The 23,870-nt window shown below is 71.2% G+C and carries 25 protein-coding genes and 1 tRNA gene; 15 read left to right on the top strand and 11 right to left on the bottom strand.

Annotated elements, in window-relative coordinates:
• Positions 1–21: 21 nt before the first annotated feature.
• Positions 22–1,506, bottom strand: coding sequence for a leucyl aminopeptidase (locus BLT62_RS15165; RefSeq protein WP_083364814.1), 1,485 nt, complete (start codon positions 1,504–1,506; stop codon positions 22–24).
• Between the two features lie 172 nt (positions 1,507–1,678).
• Here BLT62_RS15165 and BLT62_RS15160 point away from each other — a divergent pair, with 172 nt between their 5' ends.
• The gene (locus BLT62_RS15160; RefSeq protein ID WP_231919247.1) at positions 1,679–2,953 is read left to right on the top strand and encodes an LCP family protein; all 1,275 of its coding nucleotides are present in this window, start codon (positions 1,679–1,681) and stop codon (positions 2,951–2,953) included.
• 87 nt (positions 2,954–3,040) lie between these two features.
• On the top strand, positions 3,041–4,057 hold the full coding sequence (locus tag BLT62_RS15155) for a magnesium and cobalt transport protein CorA (protein WP_083364812.1): 1,017 nt from the start codon (positions 3,041–3,043) through the stop codon (positions 4,055–4,057).
• Between the two features lie 33 nt (positions 4,058–4,090).
• On the opposite strand, the gene BLT62_RS15150 is transcribed toward BLT62_RS15155, so the two are convergent.
• From BLT62_RS15150 to BLT62_RS15130, 5 genes are read right to left on the bottom strand one after another with little or no spacing between them, the layout of a single operon-like run.
• Positions 4,091–5,083 (bottom strand): adenosine deaminase, encoded by a 993-nt coding sequence (locus BLT62_RS15150; protein ID WP_083364811.1) that lies wholly within the window; start codon positions 5,081–5,083, stop codon positions 4,091–4,093.
• A gap of 18 nt (positions 5,084–5,101) precedes the next feature.
• On the bottom strand, positions 5,102–5,500 hold the full coding sequence (gene trxA, locus BLT62_RS15145; protein WP_083364810.1) for a thioredoxin: 399 nt from the start codon (positions 5,498–5,500) through the stop codon (positions 5,102–5,104).
• A 41-nt stretch (positions 5,501–5,541) separates the two neighbouring features.
• Positions 5,542–5,841: a metal-sensitive transcriptional regulator gene (locus tag BLT62_RS15140; protein WP_083364809.1), complete on the bottom strand. Its 300-nt coding sequence runs from the start codon at positions 5,839–5,841 to the stop codon at positions 5,542–5,544.
• Complete coding sequence (locus tag BLT62_RS15135; protein ID WP_083364808.1) at positions 5,838–6,146, bottom strand: rhodanese-like domain-containing protein; 309 nt, start codon at positions 6,144–6,146, stop codon at positions 5,838–5,840. Before BLT62_RS15135 ends, BLT62_RS15140 begins: the two co-directional genes overlap by 4 nt.
• Positions 6,143–7,855 (bottom strand): FAD-dependent oxidoreductase, encoded by a 1,713-nt coding sequence (locus BLT62_RS15130; RefSeq protein WP_172829728.1) that lies wholly within the window; start codon positions 7,853–7,855, stop codon positions 6,143–6,145. Before BLT62_RS15130 ends, BLT62_RS15135 begins: the two co-directional genes overlap by 4 nt.
• A gap of 171 nt (positions 7,856–8,026) precedes the next feature.
• Here BLT62_RS15130 and BLT62_RS15125 point away from each other — a divergent pair, with 171 nt between their 5' ends.
• Both BLT62_RS15125 and BLT62_RS15120 read left to right on the top strand, forming a co-directional pair.
• Entirely contained in the window at positions 8,027–11,752 is a 3,726-nt protein-coding gene (locus BLT62_RS15125; RefSeq protein ID WP_231919448.1) for an AAA family ATPase, read from the top strand.
• 73 nt (positions 11,753–11,825) lie between these two features.
• Complete coding sequence (locus BLT62_RS15120; RefSeq protein ID WP_083364806.1) at positions 11,826–12,053, top strand: hypothetical protein; 228 nt, start codon at positions 11,826–11,828, stop codon at positions 12,051–12,053.
• Between the two features lie 63 nt (positions 12,054–12,116).
• On the opposite strand, the gene mscL is transcribed toward BLT62_RS15120, so the two are convergent.
• From mscL to BLT62_RS15105, 3 genes are read right to left on the bottom strand one after another with little or no spacing between them, the layout of a single operon-like run.
• The gene (gene mscL / locus BLT62_RS15115) at positions 12,117–12,539 is read right to left on the bottom strand and encodes a large conductance mechanosensitive channel protein MscL (RefSeq protein ID WP_083364805.1); all 423 of its coding nucleotides are present in this window, start codon (positions 12,537–12,539) and stop codon (positions 12,117–12,119) included.
• 31 nt (positions 12,540–12,570) lie between these two features.
• On the bottom strand, positions 12,571–12,876 hold the full coding sequence (locus BLT62_RS15110; RefSeq protein ID WP_083364804.1) for an FmdB family zinc ribbon protein: 306 nt from the start codon (positions 12,874–12,876) through the stop codon (positions 12,571–12,573).
• 52 nt (positions 12,877–12,928) lie between these two features.
• Positions 12,929–13,507 (bottom strand): 5-formyltetrahydrofolate cyclo-ligase, encoded by a 579-nt coding sequence (locus BLT62_RS15105; RefSeq protein ID WP_083364803.1) that lies wholly within the window; start codon positions 13,505–13,507, stop codon positions 12,929–12,931.
• A gap of 118 nt (positions 13,508–13,625) precedes the next feature.
• On the opposite strand from BLT62_RS15105, the gene galU reads away from it, so the two are divergent.
• The 5 genes from galU to BLT62_RS15080 all read left to right on the top strand — a co-directional run bounded on the left by galU (position 13,626) and on the right by BLT62_RS15080 (position 16,789).
• Positions 13,626–14,519 (top strand): UTP--glucose-1-phosphate uridylyltransferase GalU, encoded by an 894-nt coding sequence (galU, locus tag BLT62_RS15100; RefSeq protein ID WP_083364802.1) that lies wholly within the window; start codon positions 13,626–13,628, stop codon positions 14,517–14,519.
• Between the two features lie 4 nt (positions 14,520–14,523).
• Positions 14,524–15,177, top strand: a complete 654-nt coding sequence (locus BLT62_RS15095) for a GNAT family N-acetyltransferase (RefSeq protein WP_083364801.1) — start codon at positions 14,524–14,526, stop codon at positions 15,175–15,177.
• Positions 15,178–15,280: 103 nt separating this feature from the next.
• The gene (locus BLT62_RS15090) at positions 15,281–16,261 is read left to right on the top strand and encodes a hypothetical protein (protein WP_083364800.1); all 981 of its coding nucleotides are present in this window, start codon (positions 15,281–15,283) and stop codon (positions 16,259–16,261) included.
• Positions 16,262–16,404: 143 nt separating this feature from the next.
• Positions 16,405–16,644 (top strand): hypothetical protein, encoded by a 240-nt coding sequence (locus BLT62_RS15085; RefSeq protein ID WP_083364799.1) that lies wholly within the window; start codon positions 16,405–16,407, stop codon positions 16,642–16,644.
• Between the two features lie 72 nt (positions 16,645–16,716).
• A tRNA-Ala gene (locus BLT62_RS15080) sits at positions 16,717–16,789 on the top strand.
• A 48-nt stretch (positions 16,790–16,837) separates the two neighbouring features.
• Here the strand turns inward: BLT62_RS15080 and BLT62_RS15075 are convergent.
• Both BLT62_RS15075 and BLT62_RS15070 read right to left on the bottom strand, forming a co-directional pair.
• The gene (locus BLT62_RS15075) at positions 16,838–17,485 is read right to left on the bottom strand and encodes a GyrI-like domain-containing protein (protein WP_083364798.1); all 648 of its coding nucleotides are present in this window, start codon (positions 17,483–17,485) and stop codon (positions 16,838–16,840) included.
• A gap of 112 nt (positions 17,486–17,597) precedes the next feature.
• Entirely contained in the window at positions 17,598–18,584 is a 987-nt protein-coding gene (locus tag BLT62_RS15070) for a diaminopimelate dehydrogenase (RefSeq protein ID WP_083364797.1), read from the bottom strand.
• A 125-nt stretch (positions 18,585–18,709) separates the two neighbouring features.
• On the opposite strand from BLT62_RS15070, the gene mgrA reads away from it, so the two are divergent.
• From mgrA to BLT62_RS15045, 6 genes are all read left to right on the top strand, one after another.
• Entirely contained in the window at positions 18,710–19,762 is a 1,053-nt protein-coding gene (mgrA, locus tag BLT62_RS15065) for an L-glyceraldehyde 3-phosphate reductase (RefSeq protein WP_083364796.1), read from the top strand.
• A 59-nt stretch (positions 19,763–19,821) separates the two neighbouring features.
• Positions 19,822–20,412 carry a TetR/AcrR family transcriptional regulator gene (locus BLT62_RS15060; RefSeq protein WP_083364795.1) on the top strand — a complete coding sequence of 197 codons (591 nt, stop codon included), beginning with the start codon at positions 19,822–19,824 and terminating at the stop codon, positions 20,410–20,412.
• A gap of 29 nt (positions 20,413–20,441) precedes the next feature.
• Positions 20,442–21,107, top strand: coding sequence for an NAD(P)-dependent oxidoreductase (locus BLT62_RS15055; RefSeq protein WP_083364794.1), 666 nt, complete (start codon positions 20,442–20,444; stop codon positions 21,105–21,107).
• A 93-nt stretch (positions 21,108–21,200) separates the two neighbouring features.
• Positions 21,201–21,413, top strand: a complete 213-nt coding sequence (locus BLT62_RS15050; RefSeq protein WP_269457786.1) for a heavy-metal-associated domain-containing protein — start codon at positions 21,201–21,203, stop codon at positions 21,411–21,413.
• A complete protein-coding gene (locus BLT62_RS17755) occupies positions 21,410–21,586 on the top strand; it encodes a hypothetical protein (RefSeq protein WP_156786381.1) in 177 nt (58 codons plus the stop codon). The genes BLT62_RS15050 and BLT62_RS17755 overlap by 4 nt, the downstream gene beginning before the upstream one ends.
• A complete protein-coding gene (locus tag BLT62_RS15045; RefSeq protein WP_083364793.1) occupies positions 21,583–23,859 on the top strand; it encodes a heavy metal translocating P-type ATPase in 2,277 nt (758 codons plus the stop codon). Before BLT62_RS17755 ends, BLT62_RS15045 begins: the two co-directional genes overlap by 4 nt.
• Positions 23,860–23,870: the final 11 nt, after the last annotated feature.

Below are 23,870 nucleotides of genomic sequence, written 5' to 3'. Positions count from 1 at the left end.
ACCGTCGGCGGCCGGTGCCGGCTAGCCGGCGAAGTCCTCCAGCACGGTGACCAGCGTGCGGACCGAGGCGCCGGTGCCGCCGGTGCTGGTGACGCCGTAGGCCGCCCCGTTGTTGGTGCCGGTGCCGGCGATGTCCAGGTGCGCCCAGGGGATGGTGCCGGAGCCGTCGGCGGTCTTGCCCACGAACTCACGCAGGAACACGCCGGCGAGCAGTGATCCGCCATCGCGCACGGAGGGGTTGAGGTTGGCCAGGTCGGCGAAGCGGGAGTCGAGCAGGCCGCGCAGCTCGCCGGGCAGCGGCATCGGCCAGTGCGCCTCTCCGGCGGTCTGGCCCGCCTCGACGACGCTGGTGACGAGGCCGGTCTCGCCCATCACCGCGGCGGTGCGGCGGCCGAGCGCCACGATCACCGCTCCGGTGAGGGTGGCGACGTCGATGATCGCGTCCGGGTACTCCTCGCTGGCCAGCGCCAGGCCGTCGGCCATGACCAGACGCCCCTCTGCATCGGTGTTCAGCACCTCGACGGTGGTGCCGTCGCGCATGGTCAGCACGTCGTTCGGGCGGATGGAGGTGCTGGAAACGAGGTTCTCGGCGATGCACAGCCAGGCGGTGACGCGCACGTTCAGCTGCAGCCGGGCGGCGGCGATGGTCGCCGCGAGCACGGTGGCGGCGCCGGCCATGTCGTGGTGCATGGTGAGCATGAAGTCGGCCGGCTTCATCGAGTTTCCGCCGGTGTCGAAGGTGATGCCCTTGCCGACGAAGGCGAGGTGCTTCGCCGCCCCGGCCGGGTTGTAGCTCACCTTGACCAGGCGCGGCAGGCGGGAGGAGCCCTGGCCGACGCCGAGGATGCCGCCGCAGCCCTCCTCGGAGAGCCGAGCCTCGTCCCACACCTCGACGGTGACCGGCAGGCCCTCTGCTGCGCGCTCGGCGGCCGCGGCGAAGGAGGCCGGGAACAGCTCGGCGCCGGGGGTGTTCGTCAGGTCCTTCACGAAGTTGACGGCATCCGCCAGCACGTCGACCCGCTCCAGCGCCTCGGCGGGCACCGCGGTCGGGCTGAGGATGGTGACGGAGGCCGCGGTCGGCTTCTGGGCGTCCTTCGTCTTGCCACGGAACGCGTTGAACGCGTAGGCGCCGAGCGTCGCGCCCTCGAACGCGGCGACGGTGTCGGCGACGCTGTTGATGCCGAGGTCGAGCACGAGCGACTCGGCGCCGGCCAGCTGGCGCACGGCGGAGGCGGCCGCGTTCCGCACCGCGTCGGTGCCGGCATCCGCGCCCAGCCCGATGATGGCCACGCTGCCGAACGACGGGTCCTCCGTGGGCAGGCGGAGCAGCTCGTCGGCCTTGCCGCCGAAGCCGAAGGTGGCGAACTGGGCGGTGATCTCTTCGACGGCGGGCGCGTCGCCGAGCAGCACGGGGCCGTCGGAGCCCGAGACGGCGCCGAGCACGAGGACGTCGGCGCTGAGGGAGTCGAGTTCCGCTGCGCTGAGCGCAACACGGGGAGAAGTCATGGGGGATCCGTTCTATCGGGCTGATCGCACCGGGAAGTGCCTAGAACCGACCCTAGGCGATCCTCCCCCTGCCGACACCTGAGCGACCGGCAGATCTACAGCCGCAACGGGGGACGAGAACTGTATTGTCATGTTTAACGGATGCAGCGGGGCATGGCGGAGGGAACCAGCGGTGAGTGAGACGGTCGGTGACGACGTGGCGCAAGCCGCGCCGGGGAGACCCGTCCGACACGGCCGTCAGCGCCCCCAGAGCCCCGGCCGGGAGCTGGTGAAGTTCACGGCCAGCGCGCTCGCCATTCTGCTCATCGCCTCCGCTGCCGTCGGGGCCTACGCGGTCTTCGACACGCTCAACCAGGTGAAGTCGAACGCCGTCGACATCTCGCTCCCCGGCTCGACGCCGCCGCCCCCGCCGCCGGGGATCGGCGCCATCGAGGGCGGCTTCAACATGCTCATCGTCGGCACGGACAACGACGCCAACCAGGGCGACGCCTTCGGCGTGCGCGACGCCACCCTCAACGACGTGAACATCCTGTTGCACGTGTCGGCCGACCACCAGAACGCGGTGGCGCTGACCCTGCCGCGAGACCTGGTGATCCCGCAGCCGGAGTGCACGAACCCCGACACCGGGGAGACCTTCGGCGAGACGTCGGCAGAGCCGCTCAACGACGCCTACGAGCGCGGCGGCCTGGCGTGCATCGTCAACACCGTCTCGAGCGTCACCGGCATCGACATCGGCTACGCGGGCCTCGTGTCGTTCAATGGCGTGATCGCCCTGAGCGACGCCGTCGGCGGGGTGCCCGTCTGCCTGGCGGCGCCGCTCGTGGACCCGGGGGCGAACCTCGACCTGCCCGCCGGCGAGAGCGTCATCTCCGGTGCCACGGCGCTGGCGTTCCTGCGCACGCGCTACTCGATCGGCGACCGCAGCGACCTCTCGCGCATCTCGAACCAGCAGTCCTTCATGGCCTCGCTGCTGCGCACGGTGCGCTCGGATTCCACGCTCAACAACCCGGCCAAGCTCTACAGCCTGGCCCGTGTCGCCGCCGACCACATGACGTTCTCGACCTCGCTGGCCGAGCCGGCCGCGATGATCGCGCTGGCGCTGAGTCTCAAGGACATCCCGCTCGACAACGTCGTCTTCGTGCAGTTCCCCGTCGTCGACTCCACCGACTTCTCGGGCAAGGTGCAGCCGGAGCAACCCCTGGCCGACGAGCTTATGTCGATGATCGCGAACGACCAGGCGTTCAGCCTGGCCCCGGATTCCGTGGGCAACGGTGTCGAGCTGCAGGGAGGCGGGGAGACGCCGACCGCCGAGCCGAGCGCGCCCGCCGACCCCAGCGCGACCGCGAACCCCACCGACCCGGCCGCGACCGGGGCGCCCGTCGTGCCGGGGCTCACCGGCCAGACGGGCGCGCAGAGCACCTGCTCGAAGGCGTTCCCCGGCGAGTAGCGCCGATAGTCTGGGGGCTGGCGGCATCCGCTCTCCGTTCGGCGAACGCCCCGACGCGCGCTCCCTCCGCCTCGGAAGGAACACGCCATGGCATTGGTTGACAACGGCATCTACCGCGACGGCATGAGGGTGAAGACCCCGGAGAGCCTCGACGAGACCTTCGAGGACATGCGCGAGTCCGGCGGCTTCGCCTGGATCGGGCTGTACCGCCCGACGACGGAGGAGATTCACGCCGTCGCCGCCGAGTTCGGGCTGCACCACCTGGCCGTCGCCGACGCGCTGAACGGGCACCAACGGGCCAAGCTCGAGCGCTACGGCGACTGCCTGTTCGTGGTGCTGCGCCCGGCCCGCTACCTCGACGCCGAGGAGGAGGTCGAGTTCGGCGAGCTGCACATGTTCGTCGGGCCAGACTTCGTCATCACGATCAGGCACGCGGAGTCACCGGACCTGGCCGCCGTGCGGCGCCGCCTCGAGGGCGCGCCCGAGCTGCTGCGCTTCGGGCCGGAGGCCGTGCTCTACGCCGTGCTCGACCAGGTGGTCGACGAGTACGGCCCGGTCGTGGCCGGCCTGGAGAACGACATCGACGAGATCGAGGACGAGCTGTTCAGCGAGTCCATCGACGTCTCCCGGCGCATCTTCGGGCTCTCCCGCGAGGTGATCGAGTTCCAACGCGGAATCGCCCCGCTGCGCGCGATGATCGAGGCATTGCAGGGCGGCGTCGACAAGTACAACGTCGACCTCGAGCTGCAGCGGCACCTGCGCGACGTGCTCGACCACGTCATCCCGATCGGTGACCGGGTGGCCACCTACCGCCAGCTGCTGCAGGACGCCCTGACCGTGCACCTGACGGTGGTCGGGCAGCGCCAGAACGAGGAGATGCGCCACCTCTCCGAGACGAGCATCGCCCAGAGCGAGGAGGTCAAGAAGATCTCCAGCTGGGCCGCGATCCTCTTCGCCCCGACCCTCATCGCCAGCGTCTACGGCATGAACTTCGACGTGATGCCGGAGCTGCACTGGGCCCTGGGCTACCCGTTCGCCGTGGGGCTGATGGCGGCGATGGGCTTCGGGCTCTACTGGGTGTTCAAGAAGCGAAACTGGCTCTGAGCGCGACGGGCACTGCGCAACTGGCTCTGGCGGTTACGGCTGGGCGGCCAACCAGGCGTCGATGTCGGCGTACAGGGCCGCCTTGCCGGCCGGGTCGAGGAAGGACGCCTCGACGCCGTTGCGGGCGAGCAGCGCGCGCTCGGCCGCGCTGAGGTCGAAGGCCTCCTGCAGGGCCGCCAGGTTGTCGTCGATGTAGCCGCCGAAGTAGGCGGGGTCGTCCGAGTTGATGGTGACCAAGAGGCCGAGCTCCAGCATCCGGGGCAGCGGGTGGTCGGCGATCGTGTCGACGACGCGCAACCGCACATTGGAGAGCGGGCAGACCGTCAGCGGCATCCGCTCGTCGACAAGGCGTTGCACGAGGGCGGGGTCTTCGAGGCTGCGGATGCCGTGGTCGACGCGCTCGACGCCGAGGAGGTCCAGCGCCGTCCAGACGTAGGCCGGCGGGCCCTCCTCTCCGGCGTGCGCGACGAGGCGGAGGCCCGCGGCCCGGCCGAGTGCGTAGACCTCGGCGAACAGCTCCGGCGGGTAGCCGAGCTCGGCCGAGTCGAGGCCGATGCCGTCGATCGGCACCGGCCCGGCAAGGATTTGCTGGAGGATCGCCAGCGCCTCGGCGGCGGGGCGGTCGCGCAGGAACGTGACGATCAGCTTGCTGCTGACGCCGAGCGTGCGCGCGCCCTCTTGCAGGGCCTCCTGCACGCCGCCGAGTGCGTCGTCCAGGGCGACGCCGCGGATGGTGTGCGCCTGCGGGTCGAAGAACACCTCGGCGTGCCGCACCCCGGCCGCCGCCGCCCGCTCCAGGTAGCGCGTGGTCAGCGTGGCGAAGTCGGCGCGGGTGCGCAGGACGCCGAGGTTCACGTAGTACAGGTCGAGGAACGACTGTAGGTCGCTGAACGCGTACTGCGCGCGCAGCTCCTCGAGCGAGCGCCACGGCAGCTGCACCCCGTTGCGCTCCGCGAGCTCGAAGATCAGTTCGGGCTCGAGGGTTCCTTCGAGGTGCAGGTGCAGTTCAACCAAGGGCAGGCGCATCGCCCCATTCTGCCCGCTTTACTCGGCAGGTGCAGCCTCGGCGGGTGCGGCCTCGGCCGCGTCCTGCTTGGCGATCTCGGCGTGCACAGCGGCCATGTCGATGCCCTTGACGGCGTCGACGAGCTCGTTGAACGCGCTCGCGGGCAGTGCGCCGGGCTGGGAGAACACCAGCACCTTGTCGCGGAACGCCATCAGCGTCGGGATCGAGGTGATGTTCGCGGCGGCAGCCAGGCCCTGGTTGGCGTCGGTGTCGACCTTGGCGAAGACCACGTCGGGGTGCTTCTCCGAGGCCGCGGTGTAGACCGGGGCGAAGTTGCGGCAGGGGCCGCACCAGTCGGCCCAGAAGTCGACGAACACGATGTCGTTCTCGGTGATGGTCTGGTCGAAGGTCGCTTCGGTGATGTCGATGGTAGCCATGGGCTCGCTTTCTTGAGGGGTGAGCGTTGTTTCAGTATGGATCAGGCGAGGGTGAGGAACAGCTTCTCGAGCTCGCCGACGGTGAGGGGCTGAGCGGCCGGGTCGGCCGCATCGGTCGGGGCGGATGCCGCGGCATCCGCGGTGACGCAGTCGCGCATCGCGGTCGAGATGATCGCGAAGCCGGCCTTGTCGAGGGCGCCGGTGACGGCGGAGAGCTGGCTGACGACGGTGCGGCAGTCCGCGCCCTGCTCGACCGAGTCGATCACGGCGTTCAGCTGGCCGCGGGCCCGCTTCAGGCGGTTGAGGATGCGACGCTGGGCGTCGTCGGGCGTCTCGATCATGCCGGGGCCCCGGTCAGGGTGGGCAGGCCTGCGGCGACCCAGGCGCCGGTTCCGCCTGCGACGTTGACGGCCTCGTAGCCGCGCTGCTCCAGGTACTGTGCGACCTGGGCGCTGCGCCCGCCCGCCGCGCAGATCACGTAGAGCGTCTCGTCGGCCGGCACCTCGTCGAAGCGCTCGACGAACTGGCTCATGGGGATGCTCACGGCGGTGGCCGCGCGCACCTCGGCGAACTCGTGGTCCTCGCGCACGTCGAGGATGATGGCGCCGTCGATGGCGGCGAGTTCGGTCGGCTGGATTTCGATCATCGTGTGGCACCTTCTGGGGTCGGGGTGGAAACGGGGGAGTTGTCGCGGATCGCGTGGGAGCGCTGGGCGTCGCGCCAGGTGAGGTAGCCGCCGTCGAGGTTGACGACGTCGTGGCCGAGGTTGCGCAGCAGCCGGGCGGCGGTGTGCGCGCCCTGGCCGACCCGGCAGTGCACGACGATGCGGCCGGCCGGGAGCTCGTGGTGGCGCTCGCGCAGCTGCTCCACCGGGATGTGGGTGGCGCCGGGGATCAGGCCCTCGGCCAGCTGGCCGGGCGCCCGCACGTCGAGCAGGAACGCGCCGGAGTCCAGCGCCGCCTCCAGCTCGTGCCACTGCAGGGTGGCGTCGGTGCCTGCCGCGCGGTTGCGGTTCAGGTAGCCGAGCAGGTTGACCGGGTCCTTGGCCGAGCCGTACTGCGGGGCGTAGGCGAGCTCGAGGTCGGCCAGGGCGGATGCGCTCAGGCCGGCGCTCATGGCGGTCGCGATCACGTCGATGCGCTTGTCGACGCCGTCGCGGCCCACCGCCTGCGCGCCGAGGATGCGGTCGCTGGCCGGGTCGACGATCAGCTTGATCGAGAGCATCTGGGCGCCGGGGTAGTAGCCGGCGTGGGAGAGCGGGTGGCTGTGCATGACCCGGACCGAGCGGCCCTGGGCGCGCAGCTCACGCTCGTTCCAGCCGGTGCTGGCGGCGGTCAGCCCGCGGAAGCCGACGATGGCGGTGCCGAGCGCGCGCGGCGACGGGGTGGCCGTGCCGGCGATGGTGTCGGCGACGGCGCGGCCGTGCCGGTTGGCGAGGCCGGCGAGTGGCAGCAGGCGGGGCTCGCCGGTGGCGGCATCCGTCTTCTCGGCCACATCGCCGACGGCGAAGATGGCCGGGTCGGAGGTGCGGTGCAGCTCGTCGACCAGGATCCCGCCGTGTGGGCCGAGTGCGAGGCCGGACTCCGCGGCGAGGCCGCTCGCCGGGCGCACGCCGATGGCGGAGAACACGAGGTCGGCGGGCAGCACGCTGCCGTCGCTGAGGGTCAGCGACTCGGCGTCGCCGCCGGTGACCTCGACGCCGAGGCGCAGGGCCACACCGGACTCGAGCACGTGGTCGGCGAAGGGCGCGGCCATCTCGGCGTCCAGCGGCGAGAGGAGCTGCGGCCCGCGCTGCACGATCGTGACGGACAGCCCGCGGGCGACCAGGTTCTCGGCCAGCTCGACGCCGATGTAGCCGCCGCCGAGCACGACGGCGTTCTGCAGCGGGGCGTCCTCGACCGTGGCGGCGAGGCTCTCCATGATGCGGTCCAGGTCCGCCACGTCGCGCAGCGTGTGCACGCGGGCGTCGCCGGCGAGAGCGGCCGGGGTGTTCGGGGTCGCGCCGGGGGAGAGCACGAGGGTGTCGAAGCGCTGGCTGGTCTCCGTGCCGGTGGCGACGTCGCGCAGCGTGATGGTGCGGGCGGCGCGGTCGATGGCGACGGCCTCCGTCTGCACGCGCACGTCGAGGCGGAAGCGCTGGGCCAGCGCGGCCGGGGTCTGCAGCAGCAGGGAGCCGCGCGAGGCGATGGTGCCGGAGACGTGGTACGGCAGGCCGCAGTTCGCGAACGAGACGTGCTCGCCGCGCTCGACGACGATGATCTGTCGCTCTTCGTCGAGGCGTCGCAGTCTGGTGGCGGCCGACATGCCGCCGGCGACGCCGCCGACGATCACGGTGACGGGTGTGTTCTCGCTCACTGAACTCCTTCTCTTCGGATACCCCAAGGGTATAGGGGCAGTCTGGGAGAACGCTCACCGGGAGACGTCTTTGAGCGAAACTCCGCTCACGTGCACGGCTTTGCCACCCGCGGGAAATAGGGTGTCGGTGTGTGGCGAGTAGATAAGAAGAACGACGACGAAGAAGACTTCCTGTCCGAGCTGGACGGCACGGAGGGCGGGAGCGCGCCCGGCCCTGCCCGCACAGCGTCGCCGCACACGGTGAGCCTGGGAGATCCGAGCCTCGTCGCCGGCAACATCGCCGAGAACGACTGGGAACGCTGGCGCACCGAGCTGGCCGCCCTCGGCGGGCGCTCGCCGCTGCTGCACTTCGACGACAACACCCGCACCCGCATCGAGCTGAGCGTAACCCACCCCGGCGGGCTGCCACAGTTCATCACCGGCAAGACCACCATGCTCTCCAGCCTGATCCGCGACGAGCTGGCCCTGCGCAACGCCCGCCTCGCCGCCGGCGTGATCACCCAGCGCGGCATCGAGCTGCGCTCGATGCGCGGCCTCGAATCGGTGCACCTGGCCATCGGCCTCGCCCAGTGGCGCTACGGCGACCAGGAGTACCTCGCCCCCGTGCTGCTGCGCCCGCTCGCGATCCGCCGCTACGGCCGCGACTACGAGCTGAAGCTCACCGGGGCCCCCTACCTGAACCCGGCGCTGGCCCGCGCCCTGCAGGAGCAGTTCCAGATCTCGCTCGACGCCGACGCCTTCGTCGCGCTGGCCCTCAGCAACGGCGCCTTCAAGCCGCAGCCCGTGATCGACAGGCTCCGCGGCCTCACCTCGCACCTGCCCTGGTTCAACGTCATGCCGCGCCTCGTCGTGTCCTCCTTCGTCGAGGTGGGCAGCACCATGTCGGCGGATGCCGCCGTGCTCGACCACCCCGTCATCGACGCGATCGCGGGCAACCCGGCCGCACGCCAGGGCATCGAGGCCGCCTACACCCCGGTGCAGCCGCCCAGCCAGGACGCCCGCCCGCCGGCCACGGACACCCTGCTGCTGGACGCGGACGCCGAGCAGGAGAACGTCGTCGCCCAGATCGCGGCGGGCAACTCGCTCGTGGTCAAGACGCTGCCGGGCACCGGTGGAACGCAGACCATCGTCAACGCCCTCGGCGCGCTCGTCGGCCAGCACAAACGCGTGCTCGTCGTGAGCGCCCGCCGCTCCACCCTGGACGGCATCACGCACCGGCTCGGCCAGGTCGGGCTGAACGGCCTGGCCGTCACCCGCCGCACGCTGCGCCGCGACGTCATCCAGTCGATCGGCCGCAACGAGAAGGCCGCCCAGCCGAGCGTCGGCGAGGTCGACGACGCCCTGGTGCGCCTCCGCAAGGTGCTGCTCGACTACCGCGGGGCACTCACCCGCAAGGACCCGACGCTCGGCGTCTCGGTGCTCGACGCCCTCGGCGAGCTGGCCAGGCTCGCCCTGCTGCCGACATCCCCGTCGACGACCGCCCGCCTCGACCGGGTGTCGCTGGAGGCGCTCGCACACGACCGTACCGCGGCCGCCGACGCCCTGATCAAGGCCGCCGCCCTCGGCGAGTTCCGCTACGGCCCGGGCGACTCGCCCTGGTACGGCGCCTCGTTCAGCTCGACGGTGGAGGCCACGGCCACGCACGAGCTGGCCAAGCAGCTGGACCGCGTCGAGCTGCCCCGCCTGATGGAGCGCGCCAACGCGCTCATCTCGCAGACCCGGCTGCGCCCGTTCGAGTCGGTGGCGGAGCTCGGCATCTACCTGCGCCTGCTGCTCGACATGCGCGAGAGCCTGGACAAGTTCCAGCCCGCCGTGTTCGACCGCCCGCTCGGCGAGGTCATCGCAGCGACGTCCCCCCGCCGGGAGTCGCCAGAGATGTCCGGCGCCAACCGGCGCCGGCTGAAGAAGCTCGCCCAGGAGTACCTGCGCCCCGGCGTGCACGTGACAGACATGAACGACTCGCTCAAGCGCATCCAGCAGCAGCGCACGCTGTGGCAGCGCTACGTGGTCGCCGGGTCGACGCCCGAGGTGCCCGTCGGCATCGCCGATGTGCACGTGGCGTACACCCGGGTGGCGGAGGACCTGGCCAAGCTCGACGCGCCCCTCGGCGTGACCGGCACGGCCAGGCAGCTGGCCTCGCGCCCCATCGGCGAGCTGACCAGCGCGCTCAGCGGGCTCGCCGCCGAGTCCGAGGTGCTCGCCAACCTGCAGGAGCGCACCGCGATCCTCGGGCAGCTGCGCGAGCTCGCCCTCGACCCGCTGCTGATGGACCTCTCCCAGCGCCACGTTCCGGAGGCCGCCGTCGCCGCCGAGCTGGAGCTGGCCTGGTGGCAGTCCGTGCTCGAGTCGATGCTCGGCAACGACAAGGCGCTGCTGAACGCGAACACGCACGTGCTGGACAGGCTGGAGGCCGACTTCCGCCTGGTCGACGAGGCGCACGCCGGGGCGTCCGGCGCCCAGCTGGCCTGGCTGCTGGCCGAGACGTGGAAGATCGGCGTCGTCGACTGGCCGGAGGAGGCCGACGCGCTGCGCCAGCTGCTGCGCACCGAGCGCACGACGCCCGCCTCGCTGCACGACGCGGCACCGCACCTCTCCCGCGTGCTGGCACCGGTCTGGCTCGCCTCGCCCTACGAGGTCGCCGAGATCACCGACCGCATCGCCTTCGACACCGTGATGCTGGTGGATGCCGGCGCGACGACCTTCGCCGAGAACCTCGGCGCGATCCGCCGCGGCAAGCAGCTGGTGGCCTTCGGCGACCCGGTGACGCAGTCGCCGGCGCCGTTCGCGACGGCCATCAGCGAGGCCGCGCTGGCCGACCAGACCCCGGCCGTGCAAGCCGAGGAGCAGACGCCGGAGAACCGCAGTGCCGTCGACGCGCTGCACGCCGACTCTGCGCTGGCCCGGCTCGGCGAGCTGCTGCCCACGCTGACCCTCACCCGCAGCTACCGCGCCGGCGGCGAGGACCTCGCCGAGCTGGTGAACCGCCGCTTCTACGGCGGCCGCATCGACTCGCTGCCCTGGGCGGGCAGCTTCCTCGGGCACGGCAGCCTGGCGCTGCACTACGTCAGCGGCGGCCACGGCATGCCGGATGCCGACACCGGCGCCGTGGAGAGCGTGGACGCCGAGGTCGCCGAGGTCGTCGCCCTGGTGCTCGACCACGCCATGAACCGGCCACGGGAATCGCTCATGGTGATCACCGCCAGCAACCGGCACGCGGTGCGGGTGCACCAGTCGGTGCTCGCCGCCTTTGCCAAGCGCACCGACCTCAGCGACTTCATCCTCGGCGACCGTGCCGAGCCGTTCACCGTGCTCACCCTCGAGCAGTCGGTGGCGCAGAGCCGCGACCGGGTCATCTTCTCGATCGGCTACGGCCGCACCCCGCACGGGCGCCTGCTCTCCAACTTCGGGGCCCTCGGCGAGCCGGGCGGCGACCGCCTGCTGGCCGTCGGCATGACCCGCGCCCGCCGCGCCATGGACATCGTCTCCTGCTTCCGCCCGGAGGACATCGACGAGGACAGGCAGCGCCACGGCATCCTCGCCCTCTCGCAGGTGCTCAGCCAGACGGAGGCCCGCGAGGCGGAGGTGCACCTGCCCGACGACAGCGAGCCGATGCTGCTGGACCTCGCCGCGCGCCTGCAGAAGATGGGCATCCGGGTCGAGCTGGGGCACCGCGGCAAGCTGGCGCTGGCTGCCTCGCACGAGGGGCGCGCGCTCGTCGTGGAGACGGATGGCGCCATCGGCACGTCCAGCCTGCGCGAGTCGCTGCGACTGAAGCCCGAGGTTCTGCGCCGGCTCGGCTGGCACTACCTGCGCGTGCACAGCTTCGAGCTGTTCAGCGACCCGGACGCCGTCGCGGCCCGCGTCGCGGCCGTGCTGGGCTTCACGCCCGCCCGCTAGCCCCGCACGCTGGGTGGGCCCGCCGGTCGAGCCTGTCGGAACCCCCGTCCGGCGGGCGCGTAGGCTGGAAGCGATGAATGACAAGAACGCCGGCCCCCGGCAGTGGGTGGAGAAGGTTCCGGGAACCAGCCGCCGCTCCCGGTTGACGCCCGTGGCCGGAACCGACGCGAGCCCGGAGTCGCCGATCCTGCACGCCGACACCGTCTTCGATGCGCCGGGCACGGGTGCCGCGGCATCCGGCCCCTCGGCAGCCGGCCCCAACGACGCCCGGCTGCGCGCCGACAAACCGCCGCACTGGTAGCCCGCACACGCACGCGCGCCGACCACCAGAAGGCGGTCGGCGCGCGTGTACGTGTGGCGAGAGCTAGCGGAGCTGCTTGTCCTCGCTGGCCACGAGCGCGTCGCGGATCTCGGTGAGCAGGTCAAGCTCGGTGACGGGGGCGGCAACGTCGGCGGCGTCTTCGACGCCCGCCTTGCGCTTGGCCTCCTGCATCTCCTTCATCTTGTTGATGGGGAGCACGAAGACGAAGTAGACGACAGCCGCAACGATCAGGAAGGTGATGATCGAGCCCAGAACGGCACCGAACTTCAGGCCGCCGCCGCCGGGCAACGGGAGGATCATCGCCTCATCGAGGCTCTCCGCGTCGAAGATTGCCCCGATCAGCGGCGTGAACAGGTTGGCGACGATCGAGTTGACGACGCCGGTGAACGCCGCGCCGATGACCACGGCAACCGCCAGGTCGATGACGTTGCCGCGCATGATGAATTCGCGGAATCCCTTGAGCATGTGTTCCGATCCCCTTTTCGGTGGCCGAGGCTTAGTTGGAGGGCGCGGCGCTCTTCGGCGCCGATGGCCCACTGGAAACGCTAGCCGAGGGCGCGGCCGCCGCCGGTGCGGACGTGCCGGCGTTCGTCGAAGAAGGCGCCGCGGGCAGCGAGCTGCCGCCGGAACGCGAGTCTGTGCGGTAGAAGCCGCTGCCGTTGAAGGTGACGCCGATGCTGTTGAACACCTTGCGCAGCTTGCCGCTGCACACCTCGCACACCGTCAGCGAGTCGTCGGTGAAAGCCTGGTGGATGTCAAAGGCGTTGTCGCACTCGGTGCAACGGTAGGAATAGGTGGGCACTGAGTCTCCGTGCTGTGTGGATGCGGGGTGGCGCCGCGTGTGCGGCAGAGGATTAGAAACTGACGATGCGGGTGGGGGTGACGACGCCGTTGACCGGTTGGTCGTGCAGCTCGCGCGGCACCTCGTCAACGAACTCGCTGTCGAAGATGACCGCATACACCGGAGGACAATTCTCCATCGAGCCGAGCGTCTTGTCGAAATAACCGCGTCCCCAGCCCATGCGCATGCCGGACTTGTCGACGGATGCCGCCGGCACGATGATCAGGTCGACATCGTTGATCGCGATCGGCCCGAGCAGCTCACCCACAGCCTCCGGCATGCCGAAGAGGCCCTCGGTCTCGACGCTCTCCTCGCCGACCGTCCAATCGAGCAGGCCGTCGTCGCGCGAGATGGGGAACAGCACGCGGATGCCCTGCGCTTCGGCCCAGTTGATGAACGGGCGCGTGTTCGGCTCCATCGGAGTGGAGAGGAAGCAGGAGATGGACCGGGCGGAGAGGTCGGTGGTGATGGCCTCGAGGTTCGCGGTCAGCCCGGCCGTTGCAATGTCGCGCTCGCGCTGCGAGAGGTTCTGGCGCCGCTCGCGGAGCTCCGCGCGCAGTGCGCGCTTGGCCAACGTGGGATCGGGGGACATGGCCCCATCTTAGGCGCTGCGCCTGCACCGGGCTGGAGGAACGCCCAGACGGGACACGCCGCCCCCTGAACGGAGGGCGGTCGCGCGCTCGTGTGGGGGAGTGGGTACGCTTGCCGGTATGAGTGTTCGCGCAACGAAAGCCGTCATCCCCGCCGCAGGAATGGGGACCAGGTTCCTGCCGGCGACCAAGGCGATGCCGAAGGAGATGCTCCCCGTCGTCGACAAGCCCGCCATCCAGTACGTCGTCGAGGAGGCCGTGAACGCGGGCCTGCACGACGTTCTGATGATCACGGGGCGCAACAAGAACGCGCTCGAGAACCACTTCGACCGGATGACCGAGCTCGAGGCGACGCTCGAGAAGAAGGGTGACACCACCCGGCTGGCCAAGGTGATGGAGTCCACCGAGCTGGCCGACATGCACTACGTGCGCCAGGGCGACCCGCTCGGCCTCGGCCACGCCGTCCTGCGGGCCAAGATGCACGTCGGCAACGCCCCGTTCGCCGTGCTGCTCGGCGATGACATCATCGATGCCCGTGATGTGCTGCTCGAGCGCATGCTCGACGAGCAGGTGGCACGCAACGCCACCATCGTCGCCCTGCTCGAGGTCGAGCCCGAGAACATCCACATGTACGGTGCCGCGGCGATCGAGCTCACCGAGAACCCGGATGTCGTGCGCATCACCGGCCTCGTCGAGAAGCCGAGCGCCGAGGAAGCGCCGTCGAACTACGCGATCATCGGCCGCTACGTGCTGAAGCCCGAGATCTTCGAGGTGCTCGAGAACACGCCCCCCGGCAAGGGCGGCGAGATCCAGCTGACCGACGCCCTCGAGGTGATGGCCGCGGATGCCGAGAACACCGGCGGCGTCTACGGCGTCGTGTTCCGCGGCCGCCGCTACGACACGGGCGACCGCCTCGACTACATCAAGGCCATCGTCCAGCTCGCCGTCGACCGCGACGACCTCGGCCCGGAGTTGCGCGTCTGGCTCAAGCAGTTCGTCGGCGACCTGGCCTGAGCCAATGGTGCTGCCCACGCTGCGGGAGGGCGCAGTCACCCTGCGCCCGATCCGCCTGCGTGACGCGCGCGCACTCGAGAAGTTGCTGCTCGACAACCGCAGCTGGCTGAGCAAGTGGGAGGCCACCAGCCCGGGCGGTGTCGGCTCCTTCGACATGCGCTCCGGCATCCGCAATCTCTTGGCGCATGCCCGGGGCGGCCACGGCCTGCCCTTCGTCATCGAATGCGATGGGCAGCTCGCCGGGCAGCTGAACGTCTCCTCGATCAGCTATGGCTCGCTCGGCTCTGCCACGCTCGGCTACTGGGTGGCGGAGTCTTTCGCCGGCCGGGGGATCACGCCGATGGCGGTCGCGCTGGCGACCGACTACTGCTTCGGCCAGCTCGGCCTGCACCGCATGGAGATCTGCATCCGGCCAGAGAACGGCCCGAGCCTGCGGGTGGTGCAGAAACTCGGCTTCCGCTACGAGGGCCTGCGGCGGCGCTACATCCACATCGACGGCGACTGGCGCGACCACTTCTGTTTCGCGCTCGTGCGCGAGGAGCTGCGCTGGGGCGTGCTGGAGCGCTGGAAGAACGGGCTCGTCCCGATGGATGCCGCGGCGATTCCGGAGGCGGATGCCCGGCGTGCCGCTCAACCGCTGCCCCGCGCGCGCAGCTGAACGGGGCCGGCGAACACCCAGAACGGGGGCAATCTGGGAAAAACCTGAAGACACGCCCCACGCTAGTCGCGCGGTATGCACCATTCCCCCTAATTTAGAGACTATGGGTGCAGATGCGCTGGGTGGGGGAGTATTGGTGGCCGCGGCCGCCGTGCTCTGGCTTGCCTACCTGCTGCCCACCTGGCTGCACCGCCGCCAGTATCTGACGAGCGAACGCAACGCCGTGCGGCTGCAGCAGACGCTGCGCGCGCTGGCCGAGACCGCCGAGGCGCCGCAGCAGATCGCCGTCGAGGCGACCGCCAGGGCGGCCGTCACCCAATCCAAGATTCTGCGGGAGCGTGAGAACGCCGCCCGCGAGCTGGTCAAGGCCGAGGCCGCCGCCGCCGCGACGACCCGCCGCGCCGAGGATGCCCTGCGCATCGAGAAGGTGCGGGCAGAGGCCGCCCGCGTCGCCGCCAACCCCGTTCTCATCGCCCGCGCTCGGCTGCGCACCCTGCGCCGGGCGCGCGGCATCACCGCGCTGGCCCTGCTGGCCTCGCTCGTCGCCGTGATCGCCGGCGCCATCGTGGCCGCCGTCGGCGGGCCCGCGATGCTGCTCAGCGGTGGGCTCGTCGTCGGCGTCGCCGCCTTCTTCACGCTGGGCTCGCTGGCCAAGGCCGGCCGCGTCGCCGCGAAGATCGCCCGCGCCACGCCCGCTGCGCCGGCCGCGCCCGCCCGCTTCACCCCCGTCGAGTTCGCCCCGCGCGCCTCCGCGCCGCAGAGCTGGACCCCGCGACCGTTGCCGAAGCCCGCCTACCTTGAGCGCGGATCCGTCGCCGCGGCCGCCCGGGCCTCCGTCGATGCGGCCGCCGAGCTGCGCCGCGCCGCCGCCCGCGCCGCCCTGCTCGAGAAGGCCGCGGCACTCGACGCCGAGACGGCCGCACCCGCCGCCACGGTCACCGCCCTCGCCCGCCCGGCCGCACCGGCTGCGCCCTCGGCTCCCGCCATCCCCAGCCGTTTCGCCGCGATGGGCATGGTCAACGACGCGGCGCCCGGCATGGGCGATCTCGACGCGGTGCTGCGCCGCCGTCGCGCCGCCGGCTGACACCCCGCCGCACAGTCCGCGCCGCCCGCTGCACGGTCGATTGTTCGCTGAACCCTCGCCGTGGGTGGGCCGAGGGGCGTATGGTCTGGAGTCAGTCGGATGCGGCGGCCTGCGGCATCCGGAACCGTGATGTGAGGTGAGCGATGAGCGAGAAGACGACCTACACCGCCGTGTTGTTCGGCCCGGGCATGATCGGCCATGGCGACGAGCTGGAGTTGGAGTACGTGAACGGCTCCTACCAGCCGGAGATCGTGACGGAATACGACGAGCCGGAGGGCAAGATCACCCGCACCTGGCGGCTCGGGCACGAGACCGAGGAGCCGGTGCCGTACCGTTTCGTCGGCGAGCACGATTCCGGCGGGGAGCCGACCATCACCAATTGAGCCACTCCGGCGCGTCTCGGGCGGGCGGTGTCATTTCTGGGTGCCGAGCGGTGGTATCGTAGGAAACCGCACGGGCCCTTGGCGCAGTTGGTAGCGCGCCTCGTTCGCATCGAGGAGGTCAGGAGTTCGAATCTCCTAGGGTCCACGCGCGAGGCCGGCATCTTCGGATGCCGGCCTCTTTTTCGTTTCCGGGTTACTCTGCTGCGTTCGGGCGAACCGGCTGCCGCAGGATCGTCTTCAGCTTGGCGGGTTCCGTGCGGCGGGCATCGCTCAGGTAGATCTCGTGGTGGTCGCCGTTGAAGGCCAGTCCGTGCGCGGGCAGATACTCGTCGTGCAGCCGCGCCAGGGTGGGCGCCTCGTCGTCGTAGGAGCCGAGGTGCAGGATCTGGACGCTCTCGCCCTCGTCCAGCCGCAGCAGGCGCAGCGCACCGGCCGCCGCGAGGCCCTTCTTCGCGAGCACCTCGGAGCGCGCCGCCTCGACCATCTCGGCGGTGACCCAGTCGGGCTGATGAATCAGCATGGTCCACTCCCACGCCGCCTTGTCGCGGCGGGTGAACGCCGTGGCATCCGCCGCGCGCCACAGACCCTCGAGCGGGGCCACGACGAAGTCGCGGCCGAGTGCCTTCTTGCTCGCGAACTTCAGCGTGTACGCGACCCCGTACAGCGCCTCGATCGACTCGGCGTAGGCGGGAGCGGTGTTCGGGTCGCCGTGCCCGTCGACCGCCAGGTACTGCAGCGGCGGAACGACGATGCGCGAGAAGTCGCGGGCTCTCGGCGCGTACAGCGCTTTCAGGGCGCGCTTGACGTCGTACTTCTCCGCTGGCTTCTCTGCTGAACTCATACGGACAGTGTGCCCACTGGCTGAGCCTGCCGAAACCGCTCGCGGCCCTCGAAATGTCTCGCGGCCCCCGGTATGCCCGGGGCCGCGAGACACAACGAGGGCCGCGAAGGGGCTAGAGCAGCTCGGCGCGCAGCTCGGCGGCCGACTTCGGCGAGAACAGACCGGGGGCCACGTCGAACACGGTGTGGGCGCCGACCTGTCCGAGCTGGTTCAGCCGGTGCACGGCACGCGCCGAGGCGACGAGCACGCTCGCCGTGAACTCAGGGTTGCTGTCGAGGCTCAGGCTGTACTCGATCACCTGCGAGTTGCCCGCGCCGGTGTTGCCGCTGCGGATGACGAAGCCGCCGTGCGGCATCGCGGCGTGGTCGCGCGCGAGCTCCTCCGCGCTGATGAAGGTGACTGTGGTGTCGTACTCGGCGAAGTAGTTCGGCATCGTCACGATCGCGTCGCGCACCGCCGCGGCATCCGCCCCCTCGGCCAGGACCACGAAGCAGTCGCGGGTGTGCTTCTCGCGGGTGTTGAGGGTGGGCCGGGCGCCGCTCCGCACGGCGGCGACGGCCTGCTCGTTCGGGATCGTGTACTGCACGCCGCCGGCGACGCCGGGCACCCGGCGGATCGCGTCGGAGTGGCCCTGGCTCAGGCCGCGGCCCCAGAACGTGTAGGTGTCGCCGTCGGGCAGCAGCGCCTCGCCGTAGACCCGGTTGATCGAGAACATGCCCGGGTCCCAGCCGGACGAGATGAGCGCGGTCTTGCCGGCGGCGCGGGCGGGGGCGTCGACCGCCGCGAAGTGCTCCGGGATGCGGGCGTGCGTGTCGAAGCTGTCGACGATGTTGAACAGGGCGGCCAGCTCGGGGGACTGCTCAGGCAGGTCGTTCTTCGAGCCGCCGCAGAGGATCAGCACGTCGATGTCGGCGGTGCGGGCGGGCAGCTCGTCCTGGGCGAAGACGGCCGTCTCCGGCCGGAGGGTCTGCACGGTGGCCGGGTCGCGGCGGCTGAACACGCCCACCAGCTCGAGGTCGGCGTTCTGGGCGATGGCGGATTCGACGCCGCGCCCCAGGTTGCCGTAGCCGGCGATGCCGATGCGAATGGGAGTGCTCATGCTGTCTCGTTTCTGTGCTGCCGCTGCTGCAGTGGAGGTTCAACGTTACCGAACCGGGTGCGCGGTCGGTGACGTCGGGCCGCGGCATCCGAGGGGCTGCGGCGGGCGGTGGCTAGCATGGAGGCATGCCGTACCTCGCCGCTGCAGACCGCTACGACCGCATGACCTACCGCCGCACCGGGCGCTCGGGGCTGAAGCTGCCCGTGCTCTCGCTCGGCCTCTGGCAGAATTTCGGCGAGGACCGCTCGTTCGACGCGCAGCGGGCCATCGTGCGCCGCGCCTTCGACCTCGGCATGACCCACTTCGACCTCGCCAACAACTACGGCCCGCCCTACGGCGCGGCCGAGACCGCCTTCGGCCGGCTGCTGGCCAGCGACCTCGCCCCGCACCGCGACGAGCTCGTCATCTCGACCAAGGCCGGCTGGGACATGTGGCCCGGCCCGTACGGGGTCGGGGCGAGCCGCAAGCACCTGCTCTCCTCGCTCGACCAGTCGCTCGGCCGCCTCGGCGTCGACTACGTCGACATCTTCTACTCGCACCGCCCCGACCCGGGCACGCCGCTCGAGGAGACCGCGGCGGCGCTCGACCGGGCCGTGCGCTCTGGCAAGGCCCTCTACGTCGGCATCTCCTCCTATGGGGCGGATGCCAGCCGCGCGCTCGCCGAGCTGCTGCGCGAGCTCGGCACCCCGCTGCTGATCCACCAGCCCTCCTACTCGATGCTGAACCGCTGGGTCGAGACCGAGGGGCTGCTCGACGTCGCCGCCGAGGAGGGCTTCGGCGTGATCGGGTTCACCGCGCTGGCCCAGGGCCTGCTCACCGGCAAGTACCTCGGCGGGGTACCGGAGGGCTCCCGTGCCTCCTCTGACGGATCGATCGGCGCCGGCATGCTCGCCGAGCCGACGCTCGCGCGGATCCGCGGTCTGGACGCCATCGCCCGGCGCCGGGGCCAGACGCTCGCGCAGATGGCGTTGGCCTGGGCGCTGCGCGACGAGCGGGTGACGAGCCTCGTCATCGGAGCCAGCCGGGTCGCCCAACTGGAGGAGAACGTCGCGGCGCTGGACCGGCTCGACTTCAGCGCGGAGGAGCTCGCCGAGATCGACGGCTTCGCCGGCGACGCCGGGGTCGACCTGTGGGCCGACGCCCGCGGGGGAGGGCCCCTGCCGTCGCTGCGGCCGTAGCGCCGCACGGCATCCGCGCTCAATTTGACGGCTGTCAAACAGTGTTTTAGGTTTGACACATGTCAAACAAGGCGGATGCCGCGCGGTTGACCCCGGACGGCCGGCGGGAGCAGATCCTGCGCGTGGCCGCCCGGCACTTCGGTCGGGACGGCTTCGAGGCCGTGTCCGTGCGCGACATCGCCGAGCAGGCCGGGGTCACCCGGGCGCTCGTCTACCACTACTTCCCGGGCAAGGACGCGCTGCTGGACGCCGTGCTGCGGCGGGAGGCCGAGGTGCTGCTGGCGGCGACGGCCCCCGACCCCGTACTCTCGCCGCGCGAGAACCTGGAGCGCGCGCTCGGGGCCTACCTCGACCACTTCGCGGCCAGCGGCGGCGGCCTGCGCGAGCTCTACGTACCGCGCGCCTCCGCGCCGGCCGTCGTGCACGAGATTGCCGCGAGCAACCACGCCGTGCAGCTCGAGCGGGTGGTCGAGTTCCTCGGGGTTGACGACACCCCGCTCGCGCGCCTCGCGATCGGTGGCTGGCTCGGCTTCGTCGAGCAGGTCGCCGCCGCATCCTCCACTGCTGGCGGCGTCGACCGCGACGCCGTCACGCGCCTCTGCCTGCAGGCGCTCGCCGCCGTCACCGGCGCAGCCGCCGTCGGCCACTGACCAGAATCATCCCAGAAGGAGAGCACCATATGAAGATCGTCGTACTCGGAGCCGCCGGAAACATCGGCCGCCACACCCTGCTGGCGGCGGTCGCAGCCGGCCATGAGGTGGTCGCATTCGCGCGCCGCCCAGAATCCGTGCCGCCGCTGCTCGGCGTGCGCGTCGTCGTCGGCAGCGTCGAGGACGAGGCAGCGATGGTCGAGGCATTCGCGGGCGCGGATGCCGTGATCAGCGCCGTCGGCCCGGCCTTCCGCATGGGCTCCCGCAAGCCGATCGACTTCATGCAGCGCGTGCTGCCGCGCATGACCGCGGCCGTGAAGCAGGCCGGCGTGCCGCGCTTCGTGCTGGTGTCGGCGTTCGGCGCCGGGGACACGCTGGCGCAGGCCTCCGGCCTGGCCCGGCTCGTCTATCGGTTGGGCACGGCGCCGCTGTTCGAGGACAAGGCGCTCGCGGAGCGCGCGCTGCCGGCATCCGGCATCACCTACACCATCGCCTACCCGGTGAACCTCAAGGAGGCGCCGCCGCTGACCGCCGCGGCCGTCAAGCCTCTCGGCAAGGTCGGCTCGGTGCCCGGGCTGCCCACGCTGCCGTTCGCCAACGTCGGCCAGGCGCTCGTCGAGCTCGCCGAGGACCGCGCGGCCGAGAGCAAGCGGGTGCTCATCACCACCCCGACGGGGTGGAAGCCGCTCGGCTAGGCGTTCGCGCCGCGCGGGAATACCCGTGCGGGGTATGATGTTCCTTGTCGGTGAGAATACCCCTAGGGGGTATCCCGAAAGGAGTGCAGAAGAGTGAACACCGAGTACCAGGTAACCGGAATGACCTGCTCACACTGTGAGCGCGCGATTGCGAGCGAGTTGGACCAGCTGAGCGACGTCGAGGCCATTGATGTCTCCGCCGCCACCGGCCGACTCCTCGTCCGCTCGAGCGTGCCGCTCGACGACGCGGCCGTCCTCGCCGCCGTCGAGGAGGCCGGCTACACGGCCGCGCGGGTGAAGGCATGACCGCCCCGCTGAAGATCGGCCTCTATGTGGCCGGGCTCGTCGCCCTGTTCTTCGCGAGCTTCCTCGCCGCCCAGCTGCTCGCCCCGGCGGGCGCCGGCGCCCCGACCGAGCAGCCGACCATGACACACAGCGCGGGCATCGGGCAGCCTGCGGCATCCGGGAGGGCATCATGACAACCGCCGAACAGCAGCCGGTGCAACTGAGTGAGAGCGTCGAGCTCGAGATCGGCGGCATGACCTGCGCCTCCTGCGCCATGCGCATCGAGAAGAAGCTGAACAAGCTGGACGGCGTCTCGGCGAGCGTCAACTACGCCACGGAGAAGGCCCGCGTGAGCGCGCCGCAGGGCTTCGACGTCGCCGCGCTGATCGCCGAGGTCGAGAAGACCGGGTACACGGCGGCGGTGCCCGTGAAAGCAGCGAAGGCCGCCGTGCGGGGCGGCGCCGGCGAGGGCGAGTCCGGCCAGGACACCGAGCTGCGCGGCCTCCGCCAGCGACTCATCGGCAGCATCGTGCTGTCGGTGCCGGTGATCCTGCTCGCGATGGTGCCGGCGCTGCAGTTCACCTACTGGCAGTGGGCCTCACTCGTGCTGGCCGCGCCCGTCGTCGTCTGGGCGGCCTGGCCGTTCCACAAGGCCGCCTGGGTGAACCTGCGCCACGGCGCGGCCACCATGGACACCCTCATCTCGATCGGCACCCTGTCGGCGCTGCTCTGGTCGGTCTACGCGCTGTTCCTCGGCACGGCCGGCGAGCCGGGCATGACGCACGCCTTCGAGCTCACCGTCGGGCCGAGCGACGGCGCCGCCAACATCTACCTCGAGGTGGCAGCCGGCGTGACGATGTTCGTGCTCGCCGGGCGCTACTTCGAGAAGCGCTCCAAGCGCCAGGCCGGCGCCGCCATGCGCGCCCTGCTCGAGCTCGGTGCGAAGGAGGTCTCGGTGCTGCGCGGCGGCGTCGAGTCGAAGATCGCGATCGAGGACCTCGCCGTCGGCGACGAGTTCGTGGTGCGCCCCGGCGAGAAGATCGCCACCGACGGCGTGATCGTCGACGGCAGCTCCGCCATCGACGCCTCCATGCTCACCGGCGAGTCGGTGCCCGTCGAGGTCGCCCCCGGCGACAGCGTCGTCGGCGCCACCGTCAACGCCGGCGGCCGGCTCGTCATCCGGGCCACCCGCATCGGTGCGGACACGCAGCTGGCGCAGATGGCGAAGCTCGTCGAGGACGCCCAGTCGGGCAAGGCCGAGGTGCAGCGCCTGGCTGACCGCGTCTCCGGCATCTTCGTGCCGATCGTCATCGGCATCGCCGTGGCGACGCTCGGTGCCTGGCTCGGCGCCGGCTACCCGGCCGCCGCCGCGTTCACGGCCGCCGTGGCCGTGCTCATCATCGCCTGCCCGTGCGCGCTGGGCCTGGCCACCCCGACGGCGCTGCTCGTCGGCACCGGACGCGGCGCCCAGCTCGGCATCCTGATCAAGGGCCCGGAGGTGCTGGAATCGACCCGTACCGTCGACACCATCGTGCTCGACAAGACGGGCACCGTCACCACCGGCAAGATGACCCTGCTCGCGGTGACCGTCGCCGACGGCACGCGCGAGGAGGAGTTGCTGCGTCTGGCCGGAGCCGTCGAAGACGCCTCGGAGCACCCCATCGCCCAGGCCATCGCCGCCGGTGCGACACAGCGGGCCGGCGCGCTGCCCGCCGTGGAGTCCTTCGCGAACATCGAGGGCAAGGGCGTGCAGGGCGTCGTCGACGGGCACCTCGTGCTCGTCGGCCGCGACTCGCTGCTGGCCGAGTGGGCGATCCCGCTGGGCGCGGAGCTCGCGGACGCGAAGGCCGCCGCCGAGCAGCGCGGGCAGACCGCCGTCGTCGTCGCCTGGGACGGGGCGGCGCGGGGAGTCCTCATGGTGGCGGACGCCGTCAAACCGACGAGCGCGGAGGCGATCGCCGAGTTCACGCGGCTGGGGCTCACCCCCATCCTCCTGACCGGAGACAACGACGCCGTCGCCCGGCAGATCGCCGCGGTGGTCGGAATCGAGCGGGTCATCGCGGAGGTGCTGCCGCAGGGCAAGGTCGACGTGATCGCCCAGCTGCAGGCCGAGGGCCGCGTGGTGGCGATGGTCGGCGACGGCGTGAACGACGCCGCAGCGCTCGCCCAGGCCGACCTCGGCCTGGCGATGGGCACGGGCACGGATGCCGCGATCGAAGCCGCCGACCTCACCCTGGTGCGCGGCGACCTGCGCAGCGCGGCCGACGCGATCCGGCTGTCGCGCCGCACGCTCGGCACGATCAAGGTGAACCTGTTCTGGGCCTTCGCCTACAACGTGGCCGCGATCCCGCTGGCCGCGCTCGGCCTGCTCAACCCGATGCTCGCCGGGGCCGCGATGGCGTTCTCCAGCGTGTTCGTGGTCGGCAACAGCCTGCGTCTGCGGAGCTTCCGCTCCCGCGCGAACTAGCCGCGGCAGAC

Origin of the sequence: Microterricola viridarii, assembly GCF_900104895.1 — a bacterium.
GTDB lineage: Bacteria > Actinomycetota > Actinomycetes > Actinomycetales > Microbacteriaceae > Microterricola > Microterricola viridarii.
Note: the sequence above shows the minus strand (reverse complement) of the source record. Positions and strands in the feature narration are given on the sequence as shown.

What these genes read in the sequence shown, in the direction of transcription:
- BLT62_RS15095 (WP_083364801.1), top strand. Translation starts at nt 14,524, where the DNA reads ATGGTGCTGCCCACGCTGCGGGAGGGCGCAGTCACCCTGCGCCCGATC.
- mgrA (WP_083364796.1), top strand. Translation starts at nt 18,710, where the DNA reads ATGCCGTACCTCGCCGCTGCAGACCGCTACGACCGCATGACCTACCGC.
- BLT62_RS15105 (WP_083364803.1), bottom strand. Translation starts at nt 13,507, where the DNA reads ATGTCCCCCGATCCCACGTTGGCCAAGCGCGCACTGCGCGCGGAGCTC.
- BLT62_RS15075 (WP_083364798.1), bottom strand. Translation starts at nt 17,485, where the DNA reads ATGAGTTCAGCAGAGAAGCCAGCGGAGAAGTACGACGTCAAGCGCGCC.
- BLT62_RS15140 (WP_083364809.1), bottom strand. Translation starts at nt 5,841, where the DNA reads ATGATCGAGACGCCCGACGACGCCCAGCGTCGCATCCTCAACCGCCTG.
- BLT62_RS15085 (WP_083364799.1), top strand. Translation starts at nt 16,405, where the DNA reads ATGAGCGAGAAGACGACCTACACCGCCGTGTTGTTCGGCCCGGGCATG.
- BLT62_RS15090 (WP_083364800.1), top strand. Translation starts at nt 15,281, where the DNA reads ATGGGTGCAGATGCGCTGGGTGGGGGAGTATTGGTGGCCGCGGCCGCC.
- BLT62_RS15060 (WP_083364795.1), top strand. Translation starts at nt 19,822, where the DNA reads ATGTCAAACAAGGCGGATGCCGCGCGGTTGACCCCGGACGGCCGGCGG.
- BLT62_RS15055 (WP_083364794.1), top strand. Translation starts at nt 20,442, where the DNA reads ATGAAGATCGTCGTACTCGGAGCCGCCGGAAACATCGGCCGCCACACC.
- BLT62_RS15155 (WP_083364812.1), top strand. Translation starts at nt 3,041, where the DNA reads ATGGCATTGGTTGACAACGGCATCTACCGCGACGGCATGAGGGTGAAG.
- BLT62_RS15120 (WP_083364806.1), top strand. Translation starts at nt 11,826, where the DNA reads ATGAATGACAAGAACGCCGGCCCCCGGCAGTGGGTGGAGAAGGTTCCG.
- galU (WP_083364802.1), top strand. Translation starts at nt 13,626, where the DNA reads ATGAGTGTTCGCGCAACGAAAGCCGTCATCCCCGCCGCAGGAATGGGG.
- BLT62_RS17755 (WP_156786381.1), top strand. Translation starts at nt 21,410, where the DNA reads ATGACCGCCCCGCTGAAGATCGGCCTCTATGTGGCCGGGCTCGTCGCC.
- mscL (WP_083364805.1), bottom strand. Translation starts at nt 12,539, where the DNA reads ATGCTCAAGGGATTCCGCGAATTCATCATGCGCGGCAACGTCATCGAC.
- BLT62_RS15165 (WP_083364814.1), bottom strand. Translation starts at nt 1,506, where the DNA reads ATGACTTCTCCCCGTGTTGCGCTCAGCGCAGCGGAACTCGACTCCCTC.
- BLT62_RS15150 (WP_083364811.1), bottom strand. Translation starts at nt 5,083, where the DNA reads ATGCGCCTGCCCTTGGTTGAACTGCACCTGCACCTCGAAGGAACCCTC.
- BLT62_RS15045 (WP_083364793.1), top strand. Translation starts at nt 21,583, where the DNA reads ATGACAACCGCCGAACAGCAGCCGGTGCAACTGAGTGAGAGCGTCGAG.
- BLT62_RS15070 (WP_083364797.1), bottom strand. Translation starts at nt 18,584, where the DNA reads ATGAGCACTCCCATTCGCATCGGCATCGCCGGCTACGGCAACCTGGGG.
- trxA (WP_083364810.1), bottom strand. Translation starts at nt 5,500, where the DNA reads ATGGCTACCATCGACATCACCGAAGCGACCTTCGACCAGACCATCACC.
- BLT62_RS15135 (WP_083364808.1), bottom strand. Translation starts at nt 6,146, where the DNA reads ATGATCGAAATCCAGCCGACCGAACTCGCCGCCATCGACGGCGCCATC.